The 15,639-nt window shown below is 66.3% G+C and carries 11 protein-coding genes; 3 read left to right on the top strand and 8 right to left on the bottom strand.

Annotated features, from left to right (window positions below; genetic code table 11):
* Position 1 precedes the first annotated feature (1 nt).
* Positions 2-1,366, top strand: a complete 1,365-nt coding sequence (locus tag L6D75_RS05270; RefSeq protein ID WP_176511042.1) for a glycosyltransferase family 39 protein — start codon at positions 2-4, stop codon at positions 1,364-1,366.
* A gap of 7 nt (positions 1,367-1,373) precedes the next feature.
* On the opposite strand, the gene L6D75_RS05265 is transcribed toward L6D75_RS05270, so the two are convergent.
* Complete coding sequence (locus tag L6D75_RS05265; protein ID WP_176511043.1) at positions 1,374-2,984, bottom strand: FMN-binding glutamate synthase family protein; 1,611 nt, start codon at positions 2,982-2,984, stop codon at positions 1,374-1,376.
* 101 nt (positions 2,985-3,085) lie between these two features.
* Positions 3,086-7,354 (bottom strand): DEAD/DEAH box helicase, encoded by a 4,269-nt coding sequence (locus L6D75_RS05260; RefSeq protein ID WP_176511044.1) that lies wholly within the window; start codon positions 7,352-7,354, stop codon positions 3,086-3,088.
* Between the two features lie 140 nt (positions 7,355-7,494).
* Here L6D75_RS05260 and L6D75_RS05255 point away from each other — a divergent pair, with 140 nt between their 5' ends.
* A complete protein-coding gene (locus L6D75_RS05255) occupies positions 7,495-7,908 on the top strand; it encodes an NUDIX hydrolase (RefSeq protein WP_176511045.1) in 414 nt (137 codons plus the stop codon).
* On the opposite strand, the gene metR is transcribed toward L6D75_RS05255, so the two are convergent.
* The gene (gene metR, locus L6D75_RS05250; protein ID WP_176511046.1) at positions 7,892-8,809 is read right to left on the bottom strand and encodes a transcriptional regulator MetR; all 918 of its coding nucleotides are present in this window, start codon (positions 8,807-8,809) and stop codon (positions 7,892-7,894) included. The genes L6D75_RS05255 and metR overlap by 17 nt on opposite strands.
* 196 nt (positions 8,810-9,005) lie before the next feature.
* Here metR and L6D75_RS05245 point away from each other — a divergent pair, with 196 nt between their 5' ends.
* A complete protein-coding gene (locus L6D75_RS05245; protein WP_176511047.1) occupies positions 9,006-10,001 on the top strand; it encodes an alpha/beta fold hydrolase in 996 nt (331 codons plus the stop codon).
* A gap of 52 nt (positions 10,002-10,053) precedes the next feature.
* Here L6D75_RS05245 and aauR read toward each other — a convergent pair whose 3' ends face one another.
* From aauR to L6D75_RS05220, 5 genes are all read right to left on the bottom strand, one after another.
* On the bottom strand, positions 10,054-11,382 hold the full coding sequence (gene aauR / locus L6D75_RS05240) for a two-component response regulator AauR (RefSeq protein ID WP_176511048.1): 1,329 nt from the start codon (positions 11,380-11,382) through the stop codon (positions 10,054-10,056).
* A complete protein-coding gene (aauS, locus tag L6D75_RS05235) occupies positions 11,379-13,283 on the bottom strand; it encodes a two-component sensor histidine kinase AauS (RefSeq protein ID WP_176511049.1) in 1,905 nt (634 codons plus the stop codon). The genes aauR and aauS overlap by 4 nt, the downstream gene beginning before the upstream one ends.
* Positions 13,284-13,352: 69 nt before the next feature.
* Positions 13,353-14,087, bottom strand: coding sequence for an amino acid ABC transporter ATP-binding protein (locus L6D75_RS05230; protein ID WP_176511050.1), 735 nt, complete (start codon positions 14,085-14,087; stop codon positions 13,353-13,355).
* Positions 14,084-14,755, bottom strand: a complete 672-nt coding sequence (locus tag L6D75_RS05225) for an amino acid ABC transporter permease (protein ID WP_176511051.1) — start codon at positions 14,753-14,755, stop codon at positions 14,084-14,086. Before L6D75_RS05225 ends, L6D75_RS05230 begins: the two co-directional genes overlap by 4 nt.
* Complete coding sequence (locus tag L6D75_RS05220; RefSeq protein WP_176511052.1) at positions 14,756-15,502, bottom strand: amino acid ABC transporter permease; 747 nt, start codon at positions 15,500-15,502, stop codon at positions 14,756-14,758. It lies immediately after the preceding gene.
* Between the last annotated feature and the right edge of the window lie 137 nt (positions 15,503-15,639).

Here is a 15,639-nt window from a genome sequence, read left to right as displayed (position 1 = left end):
CTTGGAGCCTGCGCAGATCCTCTTTCATACCGCCAGGGACGTTCACCCACCGCTCTATTACCTGACCCTGCATTACTGGATGCAAGGGTTCGGCAGTGACGCCCTGGCGGTTCGAAGCCTGAGCGTTTGCGCGGGCATCGCGACCGTAGGCGTGGGCATGCTGCTGGCACGCCAACTGGCGTCCTGGCGCGCCGCAGTCATGGCGGGGGTATTGATGGCGTTCTTTCCGATGGGCATACGTTTCAGCCAGGAAGCGCGGATGTATGCGTTGCTGGGCCTGCTGCTGCTGACCGCCGTGTACATGCTGTGGCTGTGGGTCAGCCGGCAGAAAAAAGCCTATCTGGCCGCCTACTGCCTGTTGATGGTCGCGGCCCTCTACACCCATTACTTTGCCGTGCTGGGGGCATTGGCCAACTGGGTCTATCTGCTGCTGACGAGGGATGCGCAAGGCAGGGTGCTGGCGCTCACTCGCCCCTGGTGGCTGGGAAATGCGGCCATCGCGATTGCCTATCTGCCCTGGTTGCCGGTGTTGTATCGCCAGCTCGACCATCGCGAGCTGGTTGGCTGGATCGAGCGCTTTCCGCCCTCTGCCATGAGCATGCCGTCGACATTCTGGAAGGCCTTCACCCTCAACGGCAGCGCCCCAGGCGTGCTTGCCGTGCTGTTCACGATGTTCCTGCTATTGGCATCACTGCGGGTGCTGCTGCGGGTTTCCAAGCCAGGCCAGCCCAGCGTGCTGCTGCTGGGCTACTGCTTCATCCCGGTGCTGGTGGTGTGGCTGGTGTCCTATGCCATGCCGATGTACATCAACCGGTACCTGCTGTTTGCGCTTCTGGCGTTGCCGCTGGTGGTCGCCATCGCTGCAGATGTATCGCCAAGGCGAACCCTGCTGTTGGCGGTGATGGGCTGTCTGTTCATGGAAGTGGCGGGGCTGGCGGGTTTCTACGATTACAAGGCCAAGCCAGGCGGCGACCTGGCCACGATCATGGCGCAGGTCAATGCGCAGTGGCGGCCGGGGGATGCGCTGCTGGGCGATCGCAAGAGAACCTACCTGTCGATCCAGTACTACAACGCTACCGGGCAGCCGGCCTTTCTCTTCACCTACATCCGGCCCGATACCAGCGGCACGTCGCCCACCACCTACGGGACCTTGACCTTGTTCTATGAGCGGTCGGATGTGCTGTACGTGGCAAACCCGGAGGATCTTGCCAAACACTACAAGCGGCTCTGGCTGATCACCGACCCCTCGTCGGTGTACACGCCGATCGTGCCCGTCGGCGGCTGGATGAAAACCGGCGAGTTGGCCGAGGGCCCGATCAAGGCGCTGCTGTTCACAGTGCCTGAGCAAGCCGCTCGCCAACCCTGATCGACCGTCAGGCCGCTTGCGGCTCGAAGCTGTCCGCCCGGGCCATCTGCCACATGCGCGAATAGAACTGCCCATCCACTTCGCCGGTGAGCAACTCACCCGGCTTGAGGAACACATGCATCTGCGAGAACAGTTTGATCTCGGTGGCCGACACACGCCGCACCAGGTGCTTGGCCTCCAGTTGCGCCGGGTGTTCCAGGCCCGCCGCGGCCAGCATCTCGGCCAGCGCGCGCAGGGTGTTGTGGTGGAAGTTCAGCACCCGCTGGGCCTTGTCCGGCACCACCAGCGCCCGCTGGCGCAGCGGGTCCTGGGTGGCCACGCCGGTCGGGCACTTGTTGGTGTGGCAGCTTTGCGACTGGATGCAGCCGATGGCGAACATGAAGCCACGCGCGGAGTTGGCCCAGTCGGCGCCGATGGCCAGCACGCTGGCGATATCGAAGGCGCTGACGATCTTGCCGCTGGCGCCGAGCTTGATCTTGTCGCGCAGGTTCAGGCCCACCAGGGTGTTGTGCACGAACAGCAGGCCCTCGCGCAGCGGCACGCCGATGTGGTCGGTGAATTCCACCGGCGCGGCGCCGGTACCGCCTTCCTTGCCGTCGACGACGATGAAGTCGGGCAGGATGCCGGTTTCCAGCATGGCCTTGGCGATGCCCATGAACTCCCATGGGTGGCCGAGGCAGAACTTGAAGCCCACCGGCTTGCCGCCGGACAGCTCACGCAACTGGGCGATGAACTGCATCATCTCGATGGGCGTGGAGAAGGCGCTGTGGCGTGACGGCGAGATGCAGTCCTCGCCCATCAGCACGCCGCGGGTGTCGGCAATTTCCTGGGTCACCTTGTGCTTGGGCAGGATGCCGCCATGGCCGGGCTTGGCGCCCTGGCTCATCTTGATTTCGATCATCCGCACCTGCGGGGTGCGCGCCTGGGCGGCGAAGCGTTCGGGGTCGAAGCGCCCGTCTGCGGTGCGGCAACCGAAGTAGCCGCTGCCCAGCTCCCAGACCAGGTCGCCGCCATGTTCGCGGTGGTAGGGGCTGATGCTGCCTTCGCCGGTGTCGTGGTGGAAGTTGCCCAGCTTGGCGCCCTGGTTCAGCGCGCGGATGGCGTTGGCGCTGAGCGAGCCGAAGCTCATGGCGGAGATGTTGAAGATCGAAGCCGAGTACGGCTGGCTGCACTGCGGGCCGCCGATGATGATGCGAAAGCTCGCAGGGTCGGCCAGCGGCGCCGGGCGCATGGAGTGGCCGATGAACTCGAAGCCCGATTCGTACACGTCGATCAGGGTACCGAAGGGCTTGTCCGACGCTTCGTTCTTGGCCCGGGAATACACCAGCGAGCGCTGGGCGCGGGAGAAGGGCAGGGCATCGCTGTCGGATTCCAGCAGGTACTGGCGGATTTCCGGGCGGATGGCTTCGACCAGGTAGCGGATGTTGCCCAGGATCGGGTAGTTGCGGCGCACCGCGTGGCGTTGCTGCAGCAGGTCGAACAGGCCGAGCAGGCTGAGCAGCGCGGTGGCCAGGGTGAATGGCCACAGCCATTCATGGTGGAGCAACGGCAGGCTCGCCAGGGTGAACAGTACACAAGCGGCGAAAAAGGCGTAGCGACTGAGAAGTGACAGGCTCATACGGGGTCCTTACGATGGCTCGGTCAGGCTCAGGGCCTGGAACAAACCCCGACCATAGCCCGGTTGCGCGGTGCTGGAAATGAAAATTGGGGTATCGAAAATCATTCGCGCAAGAGTTTTTGCCGCCAGGCTTGCTGTTCAGCCCCCGATGTTTCGACCAGGTAGCCGTAGCGCCCGGCAATGCGCACCGCCACGGGCACGCCATCGCGGTACAGCAGGCGGTTGCCGCTCACGGCCGGCACTTTCGCCCCAGGTAGCAGCGAACCCACCAGGTTCAACGGGTCGCTGGCGCTGACCACGACCAGCGCCCCGTCCAGCGCCTGTCGGCGTACCTGGCGGAGCAGGCCGACCGCTTCGGGCAAGGCGAACTGCTCGCCCGCCAGCCCGGCAATGAAACGCCCGCCACGGATCTCGCCACGTGCCTCCAGGCGGTGATAGCAGCGCAACAGCTCGCGCCAGGGCGGCAAGACATCGCTCTCGCGCTCCAGCAGCCGCCAGCACATCACCCCATACCGGCGCAGCAGGGCGCGGGCGATCTGCTCCAGGCGTTCGCTGTCATCGGCGCTGCCCTGGCGCAGCAAGGCCCAGCGCCCTGCATGGGCCATGCTGCTGGACAGCGGCGGGTGGCCACGCCGGCTGTGGCGCACGGTGCGCTTGGCCGCCGGGGTGATCAGGCTGCGCAGGCCGATGAAGCTGTCGGCACCCACCAGCCCGGCGCCCACCAGCGCCTGCAGCGCGGTTTCCAGCTCGCTGGGCAGCAAGTGGGCATCGTGGGCCAGTTCATCGAAAAACAACGCCCCTTGGGTTTGCAGCACCTCGTGCACCCGTTGCGCGCGCAGGCCCAGGGCATCCACGGCAACCGCCGGGGCCAGGCTGCGCCAGGTGCCCAGGTGCTCGCGCGGCAGCAGCACCAGCGGCGTGCTGGCCAAGGTACTGCTGGCCGCGGTCGCTGCCAGGCGGCTCCAGGCGAACTGACCGCTGCGGCAGGCATCGTCGAGCCAGTGCGGGCTGTAGTCCTCGATCCGCGCTGGCAGCAGCTCCGCCTCCCATGCCCCGGCAGCGCTGGGGAAGCCCTGCAGCTGGCCCAGCACCTCGGCCACGGCCAGCGGGCCACGCAAGCGCTCGCCTGGCGCCAGGTGCTGCCAGTCGAACAGAAAGCGCATGAAGTCCTGCAGGCTGACCGGTTCGATCTCCCGGCGCAGGCGCTTGACCGTGTAGCGGTGGATGCGCGCCAGCAGGTGGCGTTCGCACCACTGCAGCGCGGGCTGGCCGGGGCTGAAGTGGCCGCGCAGGACATAGCCTTCGGCCTCCAGCCGCGCCAGGGCCTGCTCGACAGCTGCATCCGGCTTGCCCAGCGGGCTGGCGATCTGCGCCAGGGTCAAGGGCCCGTGGCCGCTCAGGCGGGCGCGCAGCAGCTCGCTGAGGGCGCTGTCCGGGTCGATGGCCTGGTCGAACCCCGGCAACACGCCAAGCGCAGGGGTCAGGGTGGCTTGCGGGTACAGCGCCTGCAGCAGGCTGAGGCGCTCGCGCGCCAGCCAGAGTTGTTGGGCCGGCATCTGCAAGGCGCGCCCGGCCTTGGCCAGCTGGCGCAGCAGCAAGTCCCAGCTGGGGTTGGCGTGCACCTCTTGCTGGCTGATGGCGCCCAGGCTCATCAAGGTTTCGTGCATCTCGTCGGCGTTGCGCGGTTGAGGCCATGCCTCGGCTTCGACGGCAGCGATGGCATCGGCGTCCAGCGCGCCCAGGTCGTCGCTGCTCTGTACCGGGTTCCAGCGCCGGTTGAGCACCGCCTGGGTGCGCCGTTCCTCCAGCGGGGCATCGTCGAGGAAGGCATAGGGCCGGGCATTGAGGATGGCCGAGGCCAACGGCGAGGGCGCGGGCAGGTCGCGGCACAGCAGCTGTATCTCGCCGCGCTCCATGCGCCTGAGCAGGGCCAGCCAGCCTTCGCTGTCCATGGCCTCGTGCAGGCAGTCGTCGAGGGTCTGCTCGACCAGCGGATGGTCGGGAATCTGCCGTTCGCCGGCGATGTTCTCCAGGCAAGCGATCTGGTCGGGAAACACGGCGGCGATCAGGTCTTCGCTCTTCATGCGCTGGATCTGCGGGGCTACCTTGCGCCCGCCGACATAACGCGGCAGGGCCATGGCCACGGCGGCGTTCCAGCGCCAGCGCACACCGAACAGCGGGGCGTCGAGCAGGGCCTGGATGAGCACCTGCTCGGCAGTGCGGCTGGGCAGGTAACGCCAGACTTCGTCGAGCGCGAAGCTGTGGCTGGTGGACAGCGACAGCACGATGGCGTCTTCGCTGGCCGCCGCCTGCAGCTCGAAATTGAACGTGCGGCAGAAGCGCTTGCGCAATGCCAGGCCCCAGGCCCGGTTGATGCGGCTGCCATAGGGCGAATGGATGATCAGCTGGGTGCCGCCGGCCTCGTCGAAAAAACGCTCCATCACCAGGGTTTGCTGCGAGGGCAGGGCGCCCAAGGCTTCCCGGGTGCGGCCCAGGTAATCGAGCAACTGGCTGGCACAGGCTTCGTCCAGCGCGAAGGTACTTTGCAGCCACTGCAATACCTCAGCGAGATCACCCTTGCAGCGCCCCAGCTGCTCGTCGATGCGCGCCTGCAGGCGGGCCACCGCGGCCGACAATTCGTCACTGCGCCCCGGCGCCTCGCCGAGCCAGAACGGTATGGTCGGCGGCAGGCCCTGGGCATCTTCGACCCGCACCCGGCCGGGCTCGACCCGCAAAATACGGTAGGAGGCATTGCCCAGCTGGAAGATGTCACCGGCAATGCTCTCCACCGCGAAGTCTTCGTTGACGCTGCCGATGTTCAATGCCTGGGGTTCGAGCAGCACGCTGTAGTCGGCGGTCTCGGGGATGGTGCCGCCGCTGGTCAGCGCGGTCAGCTGGCTGCCCCGGCGCCCGCGCAATGTGCCGCTGACCGCATCGCGGTGCAGGTAGGCGCTGCGCACGCCGAGGCGGCCGTTGTAGCCTTCGGCGAGCATGCGCAGCAGCGCCTGATAATGGTTCACGTCGAGTTCGGCATAGGGCGTTGCCTGGCGCAGGCAGTCGAACAGCGCCTGCTCCTGCCAGGGCTGGTTGCTGGCTTCGGCGACGATCTGTTGCGCCAGCACGTCCAGCGGCGCCTTGGGGATGTGCAGTTCATCGAGCTCGCCCTGGCGAACGCAGTCGAGCAGGGCCACGCATTCGATCAGGTCGTCGCGCGAAGTGGCGAACAAGCGCCCCTTGGGCACGCCATCGACCTGGTGCCCGGAGCGCCCGACACGCTGCAGGAAGGCGGCGATCGAGCCCGGCGAGGCAATTTGGCAGACCAGGTCGACATCGCCGATGTCGATGCCAAGCTCCAGCGAAGCGGTGGCGACCAGCACCTGCAATTGCCCGTTCTTCAGGCGTTGCTCGGCATCCAGGCGCAGCTCCTTGGCCAGGCTGCCGTGGTGCGCCGCCACCGCTTGCTTGCCCAGGCGGTCGCTGAGGTGGCGGGTCAGGCGCTCGGCCAGGCGCCGGGTGTTGACGAACACCAGCGTGGTGCGATGTTGCCGGGCCAGGGCGGCCAGGCGGTCGTAGACCAGGCCCCAGACATCGGTGGCCATCACCGCGCCCAGCGGCACCGGCGGCACCTCGATGGCCAGGTCGCGCTGGCGGGCGTGGCCGATGTCGACGATCGCGCAAGGGCGCCGGTGGCCGACCAGAAACTGCGCCACACGTTCTACCGGGCGCTGGGTGGCAGACAGGCCGATACGCCGCAGCGGCCGCCCGCACAGGGCTTGCAGGCGTTCCAGCGTCAGCGCCAGGTGGGCGCCGCGCTTGTTGCCGGCCAGGGCGTGGATCTCGTCGACGATTACCGTGTGTACGCCGGCCAGCCCCGCGCGCCCGGAGGCCGAGCCCATCAGCACGTACAGCGATTCGGGGGTGGTCACCAGGATATGCGGCGCCAGTTTGCGCATGGCCGCACGCTCCTTCTGCGGCGTATCGCCGGTGCGCACGGCGGTGGTGATGCGTGGCGCCTTCAGGCCCTGTTCCGCGAGGCCCTGGCTGATGCCTTCGAGCGGGGCCTGCAGGTTCAGGCGGATGTCGTTGGACAGCGCTTTGAGTGGCGATACGTAGATGACCTGGGTTTGCGCTGGCAGCTCGCCGCCATGCTCCAGGCCCTGGCGGAACAGTTCGTCGAGTACGGCAAGGAAGGCGCTGAGGGTCTTGCCCGAGCCGGTGGGGGCGGCCAGCAGCATCGATTGACCGGCATGGATCAACGGCCAGGCACGCGCCTGGGCGTCGGTGACCGTGGCGAAATGGCGACGGAACCAGGTGCCGACGGCAGGGTGGAAAAGCTCCAGCACCGGGTGCTGATGGGCGGGCAGGTTCATGTGTTGGTTATGGAGGGTGCGCGGTGGCTTGGCAAGGGGCCGTTCGTCTGTTCTGGCCCTTTCGCGGGGCAGGCCGCACTGTCCTTGTCAGCCAAGGGCGGCCATGGGATCCTCCGTGCCTTTGCCCGGGAGCCTAGCCCATGCCCAACGTCATCCGCATCGCCGCCGCCCTGCTCATCGACCCCCAGGGCCGCACCCTGCTGGTGCGCAAGCGCGGCACCCAGGCCTTCATGCAGCCAGGCGGCAAGATCGACGCGGGGGAAACGCCGGTGCAAGCCCTGGTGCGCGAACTGCACGAAGAGCTGGGCCTGCGCATCGACCCGGCGCAGGCCATCCCGCTGGGCCAGTTCAGTGCCCCTGCGGCCAACGAGCCGGGCTTCGAAGTGCAGGCGCAGTTGTTCAGGGTCGATTGCGCCGGGCAGGTGGTCCCAGCGGCGGAAATCGAAGAAGTGGTGTGGCTGGCCGCTGATCAACTGCCCGCGCTGCAACTGGCGCCGCTGACCCGCGACCTGATCCTGCCGCTGTATCGCCAGGCGCTCAGCGTACCGCGCTGACCCCATCGAGGGTGGCGAACGAGGTGTCCTTGGCGGTCAGCAGGAAGTCGCGCATGTACGGCGCATCGAGCATGTCGGTGCGCACGGCCGCATAGAGCGTGGCGAACAGGCCTTTCTCGCCCAGGCGCTTGCCCTTCACGTAGCCGCGCGAGCTGTATTCGTGCAGGGCCCAGTGGGGCATGCCGCAGACGCCGCGGCCGCTGGCCACCAGCTGCATCATCATCACCGTCAGCTCCGAGGTGCGCACGGCCGCAGGTTCGATGTCGGCCGGCTCCAGGAAGCGGGTGAAGATGTCCAGGCGGTCGCGCTCCACCGGGTAGGTGATCAGCGTCTGGTCGATCAGGTCCTGGGGCACCATGTAGGGTTTGCTCGCCAGCGGGTGCTGGTTGGCCACCGCCAGCATGGCTTCGTAGGTGAACAGCGGCACGTAGGTGATGCCGGCAAGGTCGAGCGGGTCGGACGTCACCACCAGGTCGAGGTCGCCCCGGGCCAGGGCCGGCAGCGGGGCGAAGGCGAAGCCCGAGGCCAGGTCCAGCTCCACTTCCGGCCAGGCGTCGCGGAACTGGTCGATGGTCGGCATCAGCCACTGAAAGCAGCTGTGGCATTCGATGGCCATGTGCAGGCGCCCGGCCGTGCCACCGGCCAGGCGGGCGATGTCGCGCTCGGCGCCGCGCAGCAGCGGCAGGGTGGCATCGGCCAGTTGCAGCAGGCGCAGGCCGGCGCTGGTGAAGCGGATGGGCTTGGTCTTGCGCACGAACAACGGCAACCCCAGGCGCTCTTCGAGCTCCTTGAACTGGTGCGACAGCGCCGATTGCGTCAGGTGCAGGCGTTCGGCGGCCTCCACCAGGCTGTCAGCCTCGCGCAGGGCATGAAGGGTTTTCAGGTGGCGGATCTCCAGCACAGCTGACTCCGAGAGGAAAATTTGAGGAAACAGGGAATTAGTTGAGTTTCTCTCATGTTGCCCCCGACTGTCGACTGGACCTTCGCCCAACCGCTCGGCAGCGTTCATCAAACTGTCACCGAACTGTGGCAGCGCGCTTGAATGAAAGTCATCAGACTCGCGCTCTACTGGGGATCTGCATTCTGGTGTTTCTTTCATGCGGGCTTTTCTGCTGTTTTTCTTCTTCCTTGTCAGCGTGCCGGCGAGCTTCGCCGAGCAGCGCTGTGACCCACATGTGCCGGTGCAACGGGCCGAGCTGGGCGAGCTGAGCCTGGTGTACCAGAGCGTGGGCGCGCCGCGCGACCCTGCGTTGCTGCTGGTCATGGGCCTTGGCGGGCAGCTCATCCACTGGCCCGACGACGTGGTCGAGGCGTTGTGCCTGCAGGGTTTTCGGGTCATTCGCTATGACAACCGCGATGTCGGCCTGTCGCGCTGGAACCAGCTGCCGCCCAGTGCCAACCTGACGGTCGAGCTGCTGCGCTACAAGCTGGGCCTGCCAGTTGCCGCGCCCTACACGCTGACCGACATGGCCGGCGATGGCCTGCAGCTGATGGACTCGCTGGGCATCCGCCAATTTCATGTGCTGGGCGTGAGCATGGGCGGGATGATCGCCCAGCACCTGGCGGCGATGGCGCCGCAGCGGGTGCGTAGCCTGACGCTGGTGATGTCCAGCTCGGGCGCGGCAGGCCTGCCGGCGCCGGCCCCTGCCCTGGTGCAGTTGCTGGCCCGGCGCAGCGCGCCGAATCGGGAGGTTGCCATCGAACAGCAGGCCGACTTGCTGGCGGCATTGGGCAGCCCGCAGGTGCGTGACGATCGGGCGGTGTTGTTGCAGCAGGCGGCGGTGGCCTATGACCGGGCGTTCAACCCCGACGGCGCCAAGCGCCAGATCATGGCGATCCTGGCCGAGCCCAGCCGGGTCGAGCTGCTCAACAAACTGCGCGTGCCGACCCTGGTGGTGCACGGCACGGCCGACCCGCTGTTGCCGGTGATGCATGGGGTGCACCTGGCGGCGCATATCCAGGGGAGCCAGCTGAAGTTGATCCCGGGGCTGGCGCATCGCTTCCAGGAGCCGTTCAAGGCGCCGTTGCTCGGGGCGGTATTGCCCTACCTGCAGTCACACCGCCAGGACGTGACGCATATCGCCGGCCTGTAGCAAAGCGCATGTGGGAGCCGGCAAGCCGGCTCCCACAGGTTCCTTGCCGATCTCAGCCGAGCCCGTACTTCTTCACCTTGTCGAACAGCGTGGTCTTGGCCATGCCCAGCTCCTGGCTGGCCTGGCTGAGGTTGCCGCCGGTGCGCTGCAGCGCGTCGCTGAGCAGGTTGCGTTCGAACGCCTCCACCGCTTCGGCAAAGCCCAGCCCCTGGCTGGCGCCGCCACTGGGCCCTTTCTTGAAGGCCGGCAAGCCCAGGGCGAAGCGTTCGGCAACGTTGCGCAGCTCGCGCACGTTACCCGGCCAGTCGTGGGACATCAGCCGTGACAGGGTCTGGCTGTCGAGCGGCGGCAGCTCGCGGTCGAAACGCAGCGCCGATTGCTGGAGGAAGTGCTCGAACAATTGGCGGATGTCTTCGCGGCGCTCGCGCAGCGGCGGCAATTCCAGGGTGACCACGTTCAGCCGGTAGTACAGGTCGCTGCGGAACTGGCCGCTCTGGCCGAGGGTGGCCAGGTCGGCCTTGGTTGCAGCGATCACCCGGCAGTCCACCGGGATGCTCTGGTTCGAGCCCAGGCGCTCCAAGGTACGTTCCTGCAACACGCGCAGCAGCTTGATCTGCAGGTTGATCGGCATGCTCTCGACCTCATCGAGAAACAGCGTGCCGCCATTGGCATGCTCGATCTTGCCGATGCGCCGCTTGCCGGCGCCGGTGAAGGCGTTGGCCTCGTGGCCGAAGATTTCGCTCTCGAACAGGTTCTCTGGCAGGCCGCCGCAGTTCAGCGCCACGAAGGGCTGGCCCTGGCGCCGGCTGAAGTCGTGCAGGCAACGGGCAACCAGCTCCTTGCCGGTGCCGGTTTCGCCTTCGATCAGAACGTTGGCGGAGGTGTCGGCCACGTTGGCGATCAGCTCGCGCAGGTGCTCCATGGCCGGCGAGTGGCCGATGATGCGCCCCTCCAGGCTGTTCTGCTCGGCCAGCTGGCGGCGCAGGGCGAACACCTCGCGTGACAGCCCGCGTTGCTCCAGGGCGCGCCTGACCACCTCGACCAGGCGCTCGGGCGAGAACGGTTTTTCCATGAAGTCGTAGGCGCCGTTGCGCATGGCGCCCACGGCCATGTCGATATCGCCGTGGCCGGTAATCAGTACCACGGGCAGGCTGCGGTCACGCGCCTTGAGGCGGTTGAGCAGTTCCAGGCCATCGATGCCTGGCAGGCGGATGTCGCTGACGACGATGCCGGCGAAGTCATCACCGATGCGTTCCAGGGCCTGTTCGGCGCTGCCCACGCCTTCGCAGGCGATGTCTTCCAGGGCCAGGGCTTGCTGGCAGCCGAGCAGCACATGCGGGTCGTCTTCGACAATCAGGACGGTAAGAGGCGCTGGGTTCATGGTTGCTCTGCCGTTTCGCTAGGGGGCGTGACCAGGGGCAGGGCAAGGACGAAGGCGGTACCGCCACTGGCGGGGTGCTCGACGTTCAGGCTGCCCTTGGCGGCGGCGGCGAGGCTCGCCGACAAGGTCAGGCCCAGGCCCAGGCCGTGTTCGCCGGGTTTGGTGGTGAAGAAAGGTTCGAACAGGTGCTTGCGCGCTTCGGCGTCGATGCCGTGGCCATTGTCGCGTACCCGCAGGCGGTACTTGTCGCCTTGCAGCTCGCCTTCGAGCCACAGCTCAGGCAGCGGCTGCGTGGCCATGGCGTCGAGGGCGTTGCCGATCAGGTTGACCAGGATCTGCTCCAGGCGCGTCTGGTCGATGGCCAGTTGATGGTCGTCGAACTGGCTGTGCAACTGCAAGTGGCAGGCGCTGATGCGGTTGCCCAGTACCTGCAGCGTGGCCTCCACCGCCTTGGCCAGCGAAGCCTGGCCGCGGTCGTCGCCGCGCCGGGCGAAGGAGCGCAGGCTGGCGGTGATGCGGCCCATGCGGTCGATCAGGTCGTTCATGGTGCGCAGGTTGGTGCTGGCGGTTTCCAGCGCGCCGCGTTCGAGGAAGCGCACGGTGTTGCCGGACAAGGTGCGCAGCGCCGCCAGCGGCTGGTTGAGTTCGTGGGCGATGCTGGTGGACATCTGGCCGATGGCCGCCAGCTTGCCGGCCTGCACCAGCTCGTCCTGGGCGTGGCGCAGGGTCTGTTCGGCATGCCGGCGTTCGCGGATCTGGCCCTTGAGGCGTTCGTTGCTGGCGCGCAGGTCGGCGGTGCGGTCGGCGATGCGCCGCTCCAGCTGGCTGTTGGCTTCCTCCAGCGCTTCACGGGCGGCCAGGCGCGTGGCAATCACCTTGCGCCGCTCGTTCCAGGCGATGCCGAGGATCGCCAGCAAGGCGAATGCCACGGCCACCAGGATGCCTTGCACCATCGATTCGCGGCGCAGGTCCTGCAGCGGGGTGAGCAGGGTGAAGTGCCAGGGGGTGTCGACCAGGCGCCGGGTCTGTGCCAGGTAGGCCACTTCGTGGGGCTTGCCCTGGGCGGTTTCGCTGTTGGCCGGGAAGGTGAGTTTTTCCACGCCATCGGCCAGGGTTTCGCGGGCCAGCGGTTGCAGCTCGTTGAGCGGCCACCAGTAGTATTGCAGGCTGCGCGCCAGGCGCTCCTTGATCTGCGGCGTCAGCGGGCGCACCGACTTGAGCCGCCGGGCGGGGTCGCTGGAGAGGATGATGATGCCGTTCTCGTCGCTGACGAAGGCTTCCAGGCGCGCCCGCTGCCAGCGCTCTTCCAGGGTGTCCAGGCGCACCTTGATCACCGCCACGCCGATGATCTTGCCGTGTTCTTCCAGGCCGTGGGCCAGGTAGTAGCCCGCTTCGCCGGTGGTGCTGCCGATGCCGTAGAAACGCCCCGGCTCGCCGCGCACGGCGTTCTGGAAGTAGGCGCGGAACGAGAGGTCCTCGCCGAGGAACGAGTCGGCATCGCGCCAGTTGCTGCTGGCCTGTACCCGGCCGTTGGTGTCGAGCACGAAGATCGCCCGGCTGCGGCTGCGGCGGTTGAGGCCTTCGAGGTATTCGTTGACGGTTTGCCGGTTGGCGCCGTCGGGGTCGGTGAGCAGCAGCGAGACGCTGTCTTCGAGCTCCAGCAGGCTTGGCAGGTAGGTGTACTTGCTGATTTCGCTTTCCACCGTGCGCGCGTGCAGCTCCAGCTGGCGTTCACCGTTTTCGCTGAGGGTGCGGATGCCGTTGCTTTCGCTGATCAGGAAACCGGCCAGGCCCAGGCCGACCATCAGCAGGATGACCAGGGGCGGCAGCAGCAATTGACGGATCAGGCGGGATTTCACGGCGGGCTTGGCAGGGCGAAGAAGCGAGGGGTCGCATTTCATCACAGTGGCCTTGTCACGGCCAGCATCCGCTGCCCCCGGTAGCCAGGGGCAGCGGAGACTGTGGCCGACTTAGTGTTGCAGGATCTTGCTGAGGAAGTGCTGGGTGCGTTGGTCGCGGGCGCTCTGGTCGCCGAAGAACTCTTCCTTGGTGCAGTCTTCGATGATGCTGCCCTTGTCCATGAAGATGACCCGGTTGGCAACCTTGCGGGCAAAGCCCATCTCGTGGGTCACGCACATCATGGTCATGCCTTCGTGGGCCAGTTGCACCATCACGTCGAGCACCTCGCTGACCATTTCCGGGTCCAGCGCCGAGGTGGGTTCGTCGAACAGCATGACGATCGGGTCCATGGCCAGCGCGCGGGCGATCGCCACGCGCTGCTGCTGGCCGCCGGAGAGCTGGCCTGGGTGCTTCTTGGCGTGGGCGCTCAAGCCGACACGATCAAGCAGGGCCAGGCCCTTCTTGCTGGCTTCCGCCTCGCTGCGGCCCAGGACCTTGCGCTGGGCAATGGTCAGGTTCTCGGTGATGGTCAGGTGCGGGAACAGCTCGAAATGCTGGAACACCATGCCCACCCGCGAGCGCAGCTTCGGCAGGTTGGTCTTGGGGTCGGCGATCGAGGTGCCATCGACCACGATGTCGCCCTTCTGGAACGGCTCCAGCGCGTTGACGCACTTGATCAGGGTGGACTTGCCCGAGCCGGACGGGCCGCAGACCACCACCACTTCACCTTTCTTGACCTCGGTGCTGCAGTCGGTCAGTACCTGGAAGTCGCCGTACCACTTGTTGACGTTCTTGATGGAAATCATACGGTGATCCTTTTTTGCAGGCGCTTGACCAGCCACGAAGCGGAGAAGCTGATGAGGAAGTAGACGACCCCGGCGAAGATCAGGAACTCATGGGAGCGCCCGATGATGTCGCCGTTGGAACGTGCCGAGTTGAGGAAGTCCACCAGGCCCACGGTGTACACCAGCGAGGTGTCCTGGAACAGGATGATGCTCTGCTGCAGCAGCAGCGGGGTCATCTTGCGAAAGGCCTGGGGCAGGATGATCAGGCGCATGGTCTGCGCGTAGTTCATGCCCAACGCCTGCGCGGCGCCCATCTGGCCTTTGGAGATCGACTGCACGCCGGCACGGACGATTTCGCAGAAGTACGCGGCCTCGAACATCATGAAGGCCACGACGCACGAGGTGAAGGCGCCGATCGGGGTGTCTTCGCCGGTGATCCAGCGCAGCACGAAGGGCACCGCCAGGTAGAACCAGGTGATCACCAGCAGCAGCGGGATCGAGCGGAAGTAGTTGACGTAGGCGCCGGCCAGGCGCGACAGCAGCTTGCTCGACGACAGGCGCATCAACGCCAAGATGGTACCCAGGGCGATACCGCCGACGATGCCCATGACCATCAGCTTGAGGGTCATGACCATGCCTTCCCAGAGGGCGGGCAGGGCGGGGATGATCTGGCTGAAATCCATGTCCATTTACTTGCCTCCCACGGAAATCAGGCCAGGCACGGCGACTTTCTTCTCGACCATGCGCATGATCAGCATCAGGCCCATGTTCAGGGTGAAGTAGATCAGCGTGGCCAGGGTGAATGCCTCGAACAGGTTGGCGGAAAACTCGGCGGTCTGCTTGGTCTGCGCGAGCAGCTCCATCAGGCCGATCAGCGACGCCACCGAGGAGTTCTTGAACACGTTGAGAAACTCGGAGGTGAGCGGCGGGATGATGATCCGGTAGGCCTGCGGCAGCAGCACGTTGTTGTAGATCTGCGGCAGGCTGAAGCCCATGGCGCGAGCGGCGGCCTCCTGGCCCTTGGGCAGTGCCTGGATACCGGTGCGCACCTGCTCGCAGACACGTGCGGCGGTGAACAGGCCCAGGCAGATGACCACGCTGATCAACGCCGAAGTCGTCGGGTTGAGGTCTTGCTTGAACCATTCCTGCAGGCCTTCGGGCAGCAAATCTGGTACCAGGAAGTACCAGACGAACAGCTGCACCAGCAGCGGCACGTTGCGGAACAATTCCACATAGGCGGTGGCGATGCCTGATACCAGGCGATTGGGCACGGTGCGCATGACACCGAGCACCGACCCCAGCAACAGGGCAATGATCCAGGCGGTGATGGAGATGGCGATGGTCCAGCCCAGGCCGGTGATGTACCAGTCCAGATAGGTTTCGCTGCCCACGCCGGTGGACTTGAAGAACACGCCCCAGTCCCAGTTGTAATTCATCGGGATTTCCCCTCAGACGGTTGTTTCACGGGCACCTTCGAGCATCCGGGGGCGCAGGGCGCCCTCGGATGAAAGGTTAGACACTAATGGGTGGCCTGCAGAGTTGATTCGTGCCGTTGAGCACCAGGCCACTATCT

Origin of the sequence: Pseudomonas faucium (genome assembly GCF_021602585.1) — a bacterium.
Lineage (GTDB): Bacteria > Pseudomonadota > Gammaproteobacteria > Pseudomonadales > Pseudomonadaceae > Aquipseudomonas > Aquipseudomonas faucium.
The sequence above is the reverse complement of the archived record's forward strand: the minus strand, read 5'-3'. Positions and strand labels throughout refer to the sequence as shown.

Coding starts and splice junctions, on each gene's coding strand:
- L6D75_RS05265 (WP_176511043.1), bottom strand. CDS start 2,984: ATGAGCCTGTCACTTCTCAGTCGCTACGCCTTTTTCGCCGCTTGTGTA.
- L6D75_RS05260 (WP_176511044.1), bottom strand. CDS start 7,354: ATGAACCTGCCCGCCCATCAGCACCCGGTGCTGGAGCTTTTCCACCCT.
- L6D75_RS05255 (WP_176511045.1), top strand. CDS start 7,495: ATGCCCAACGTCATCCGCATCGCCGCCGCCCTGCTCATCGACCCCCAG.
- L6D75_RS05245 (WP_176511047.1), top strand. CDS start 9,006: ATGCGGGCTTTTCTGCTGTTTTTCTTCTTCCTTGTCAGCGTGCCGGCG.
- aauR (WP_176511048.1), bottom strand. CDS start 11,382: ATGAACCCAGCGCCTCTTACCGTCCTGATTGTCGAAGACGACCCGCAT.
- aauS (WP_176511049.1), bottom strand. CDS start 13,283: ATGAAATGCGACCCCTCGCTTCTTCGCCCTGCCAAGCCCGCCGTGAAA.
- L6D75_RS05230 (WP_176511050.1), bottom strand. CDS start 14,087: ATGATTTCCATCAAGAACGTCAACAAGTGGTACGGCGACTTCCAGGTA.
- L6D75_RS05225 (WP_176511051.1), bottom strand. CDS start 14,755: ATGGACATGGATTTCAGCCAGATCATCCCCGCCCTGCCCGCCCTCTGG.
- L6D75_RS05220 (WP_176511052.1), bottom strand. CDS start 15,502: ATGAATTACAACTGGGACTGGGGCGTGTTCTTCAAGTCCACCGGCGTG.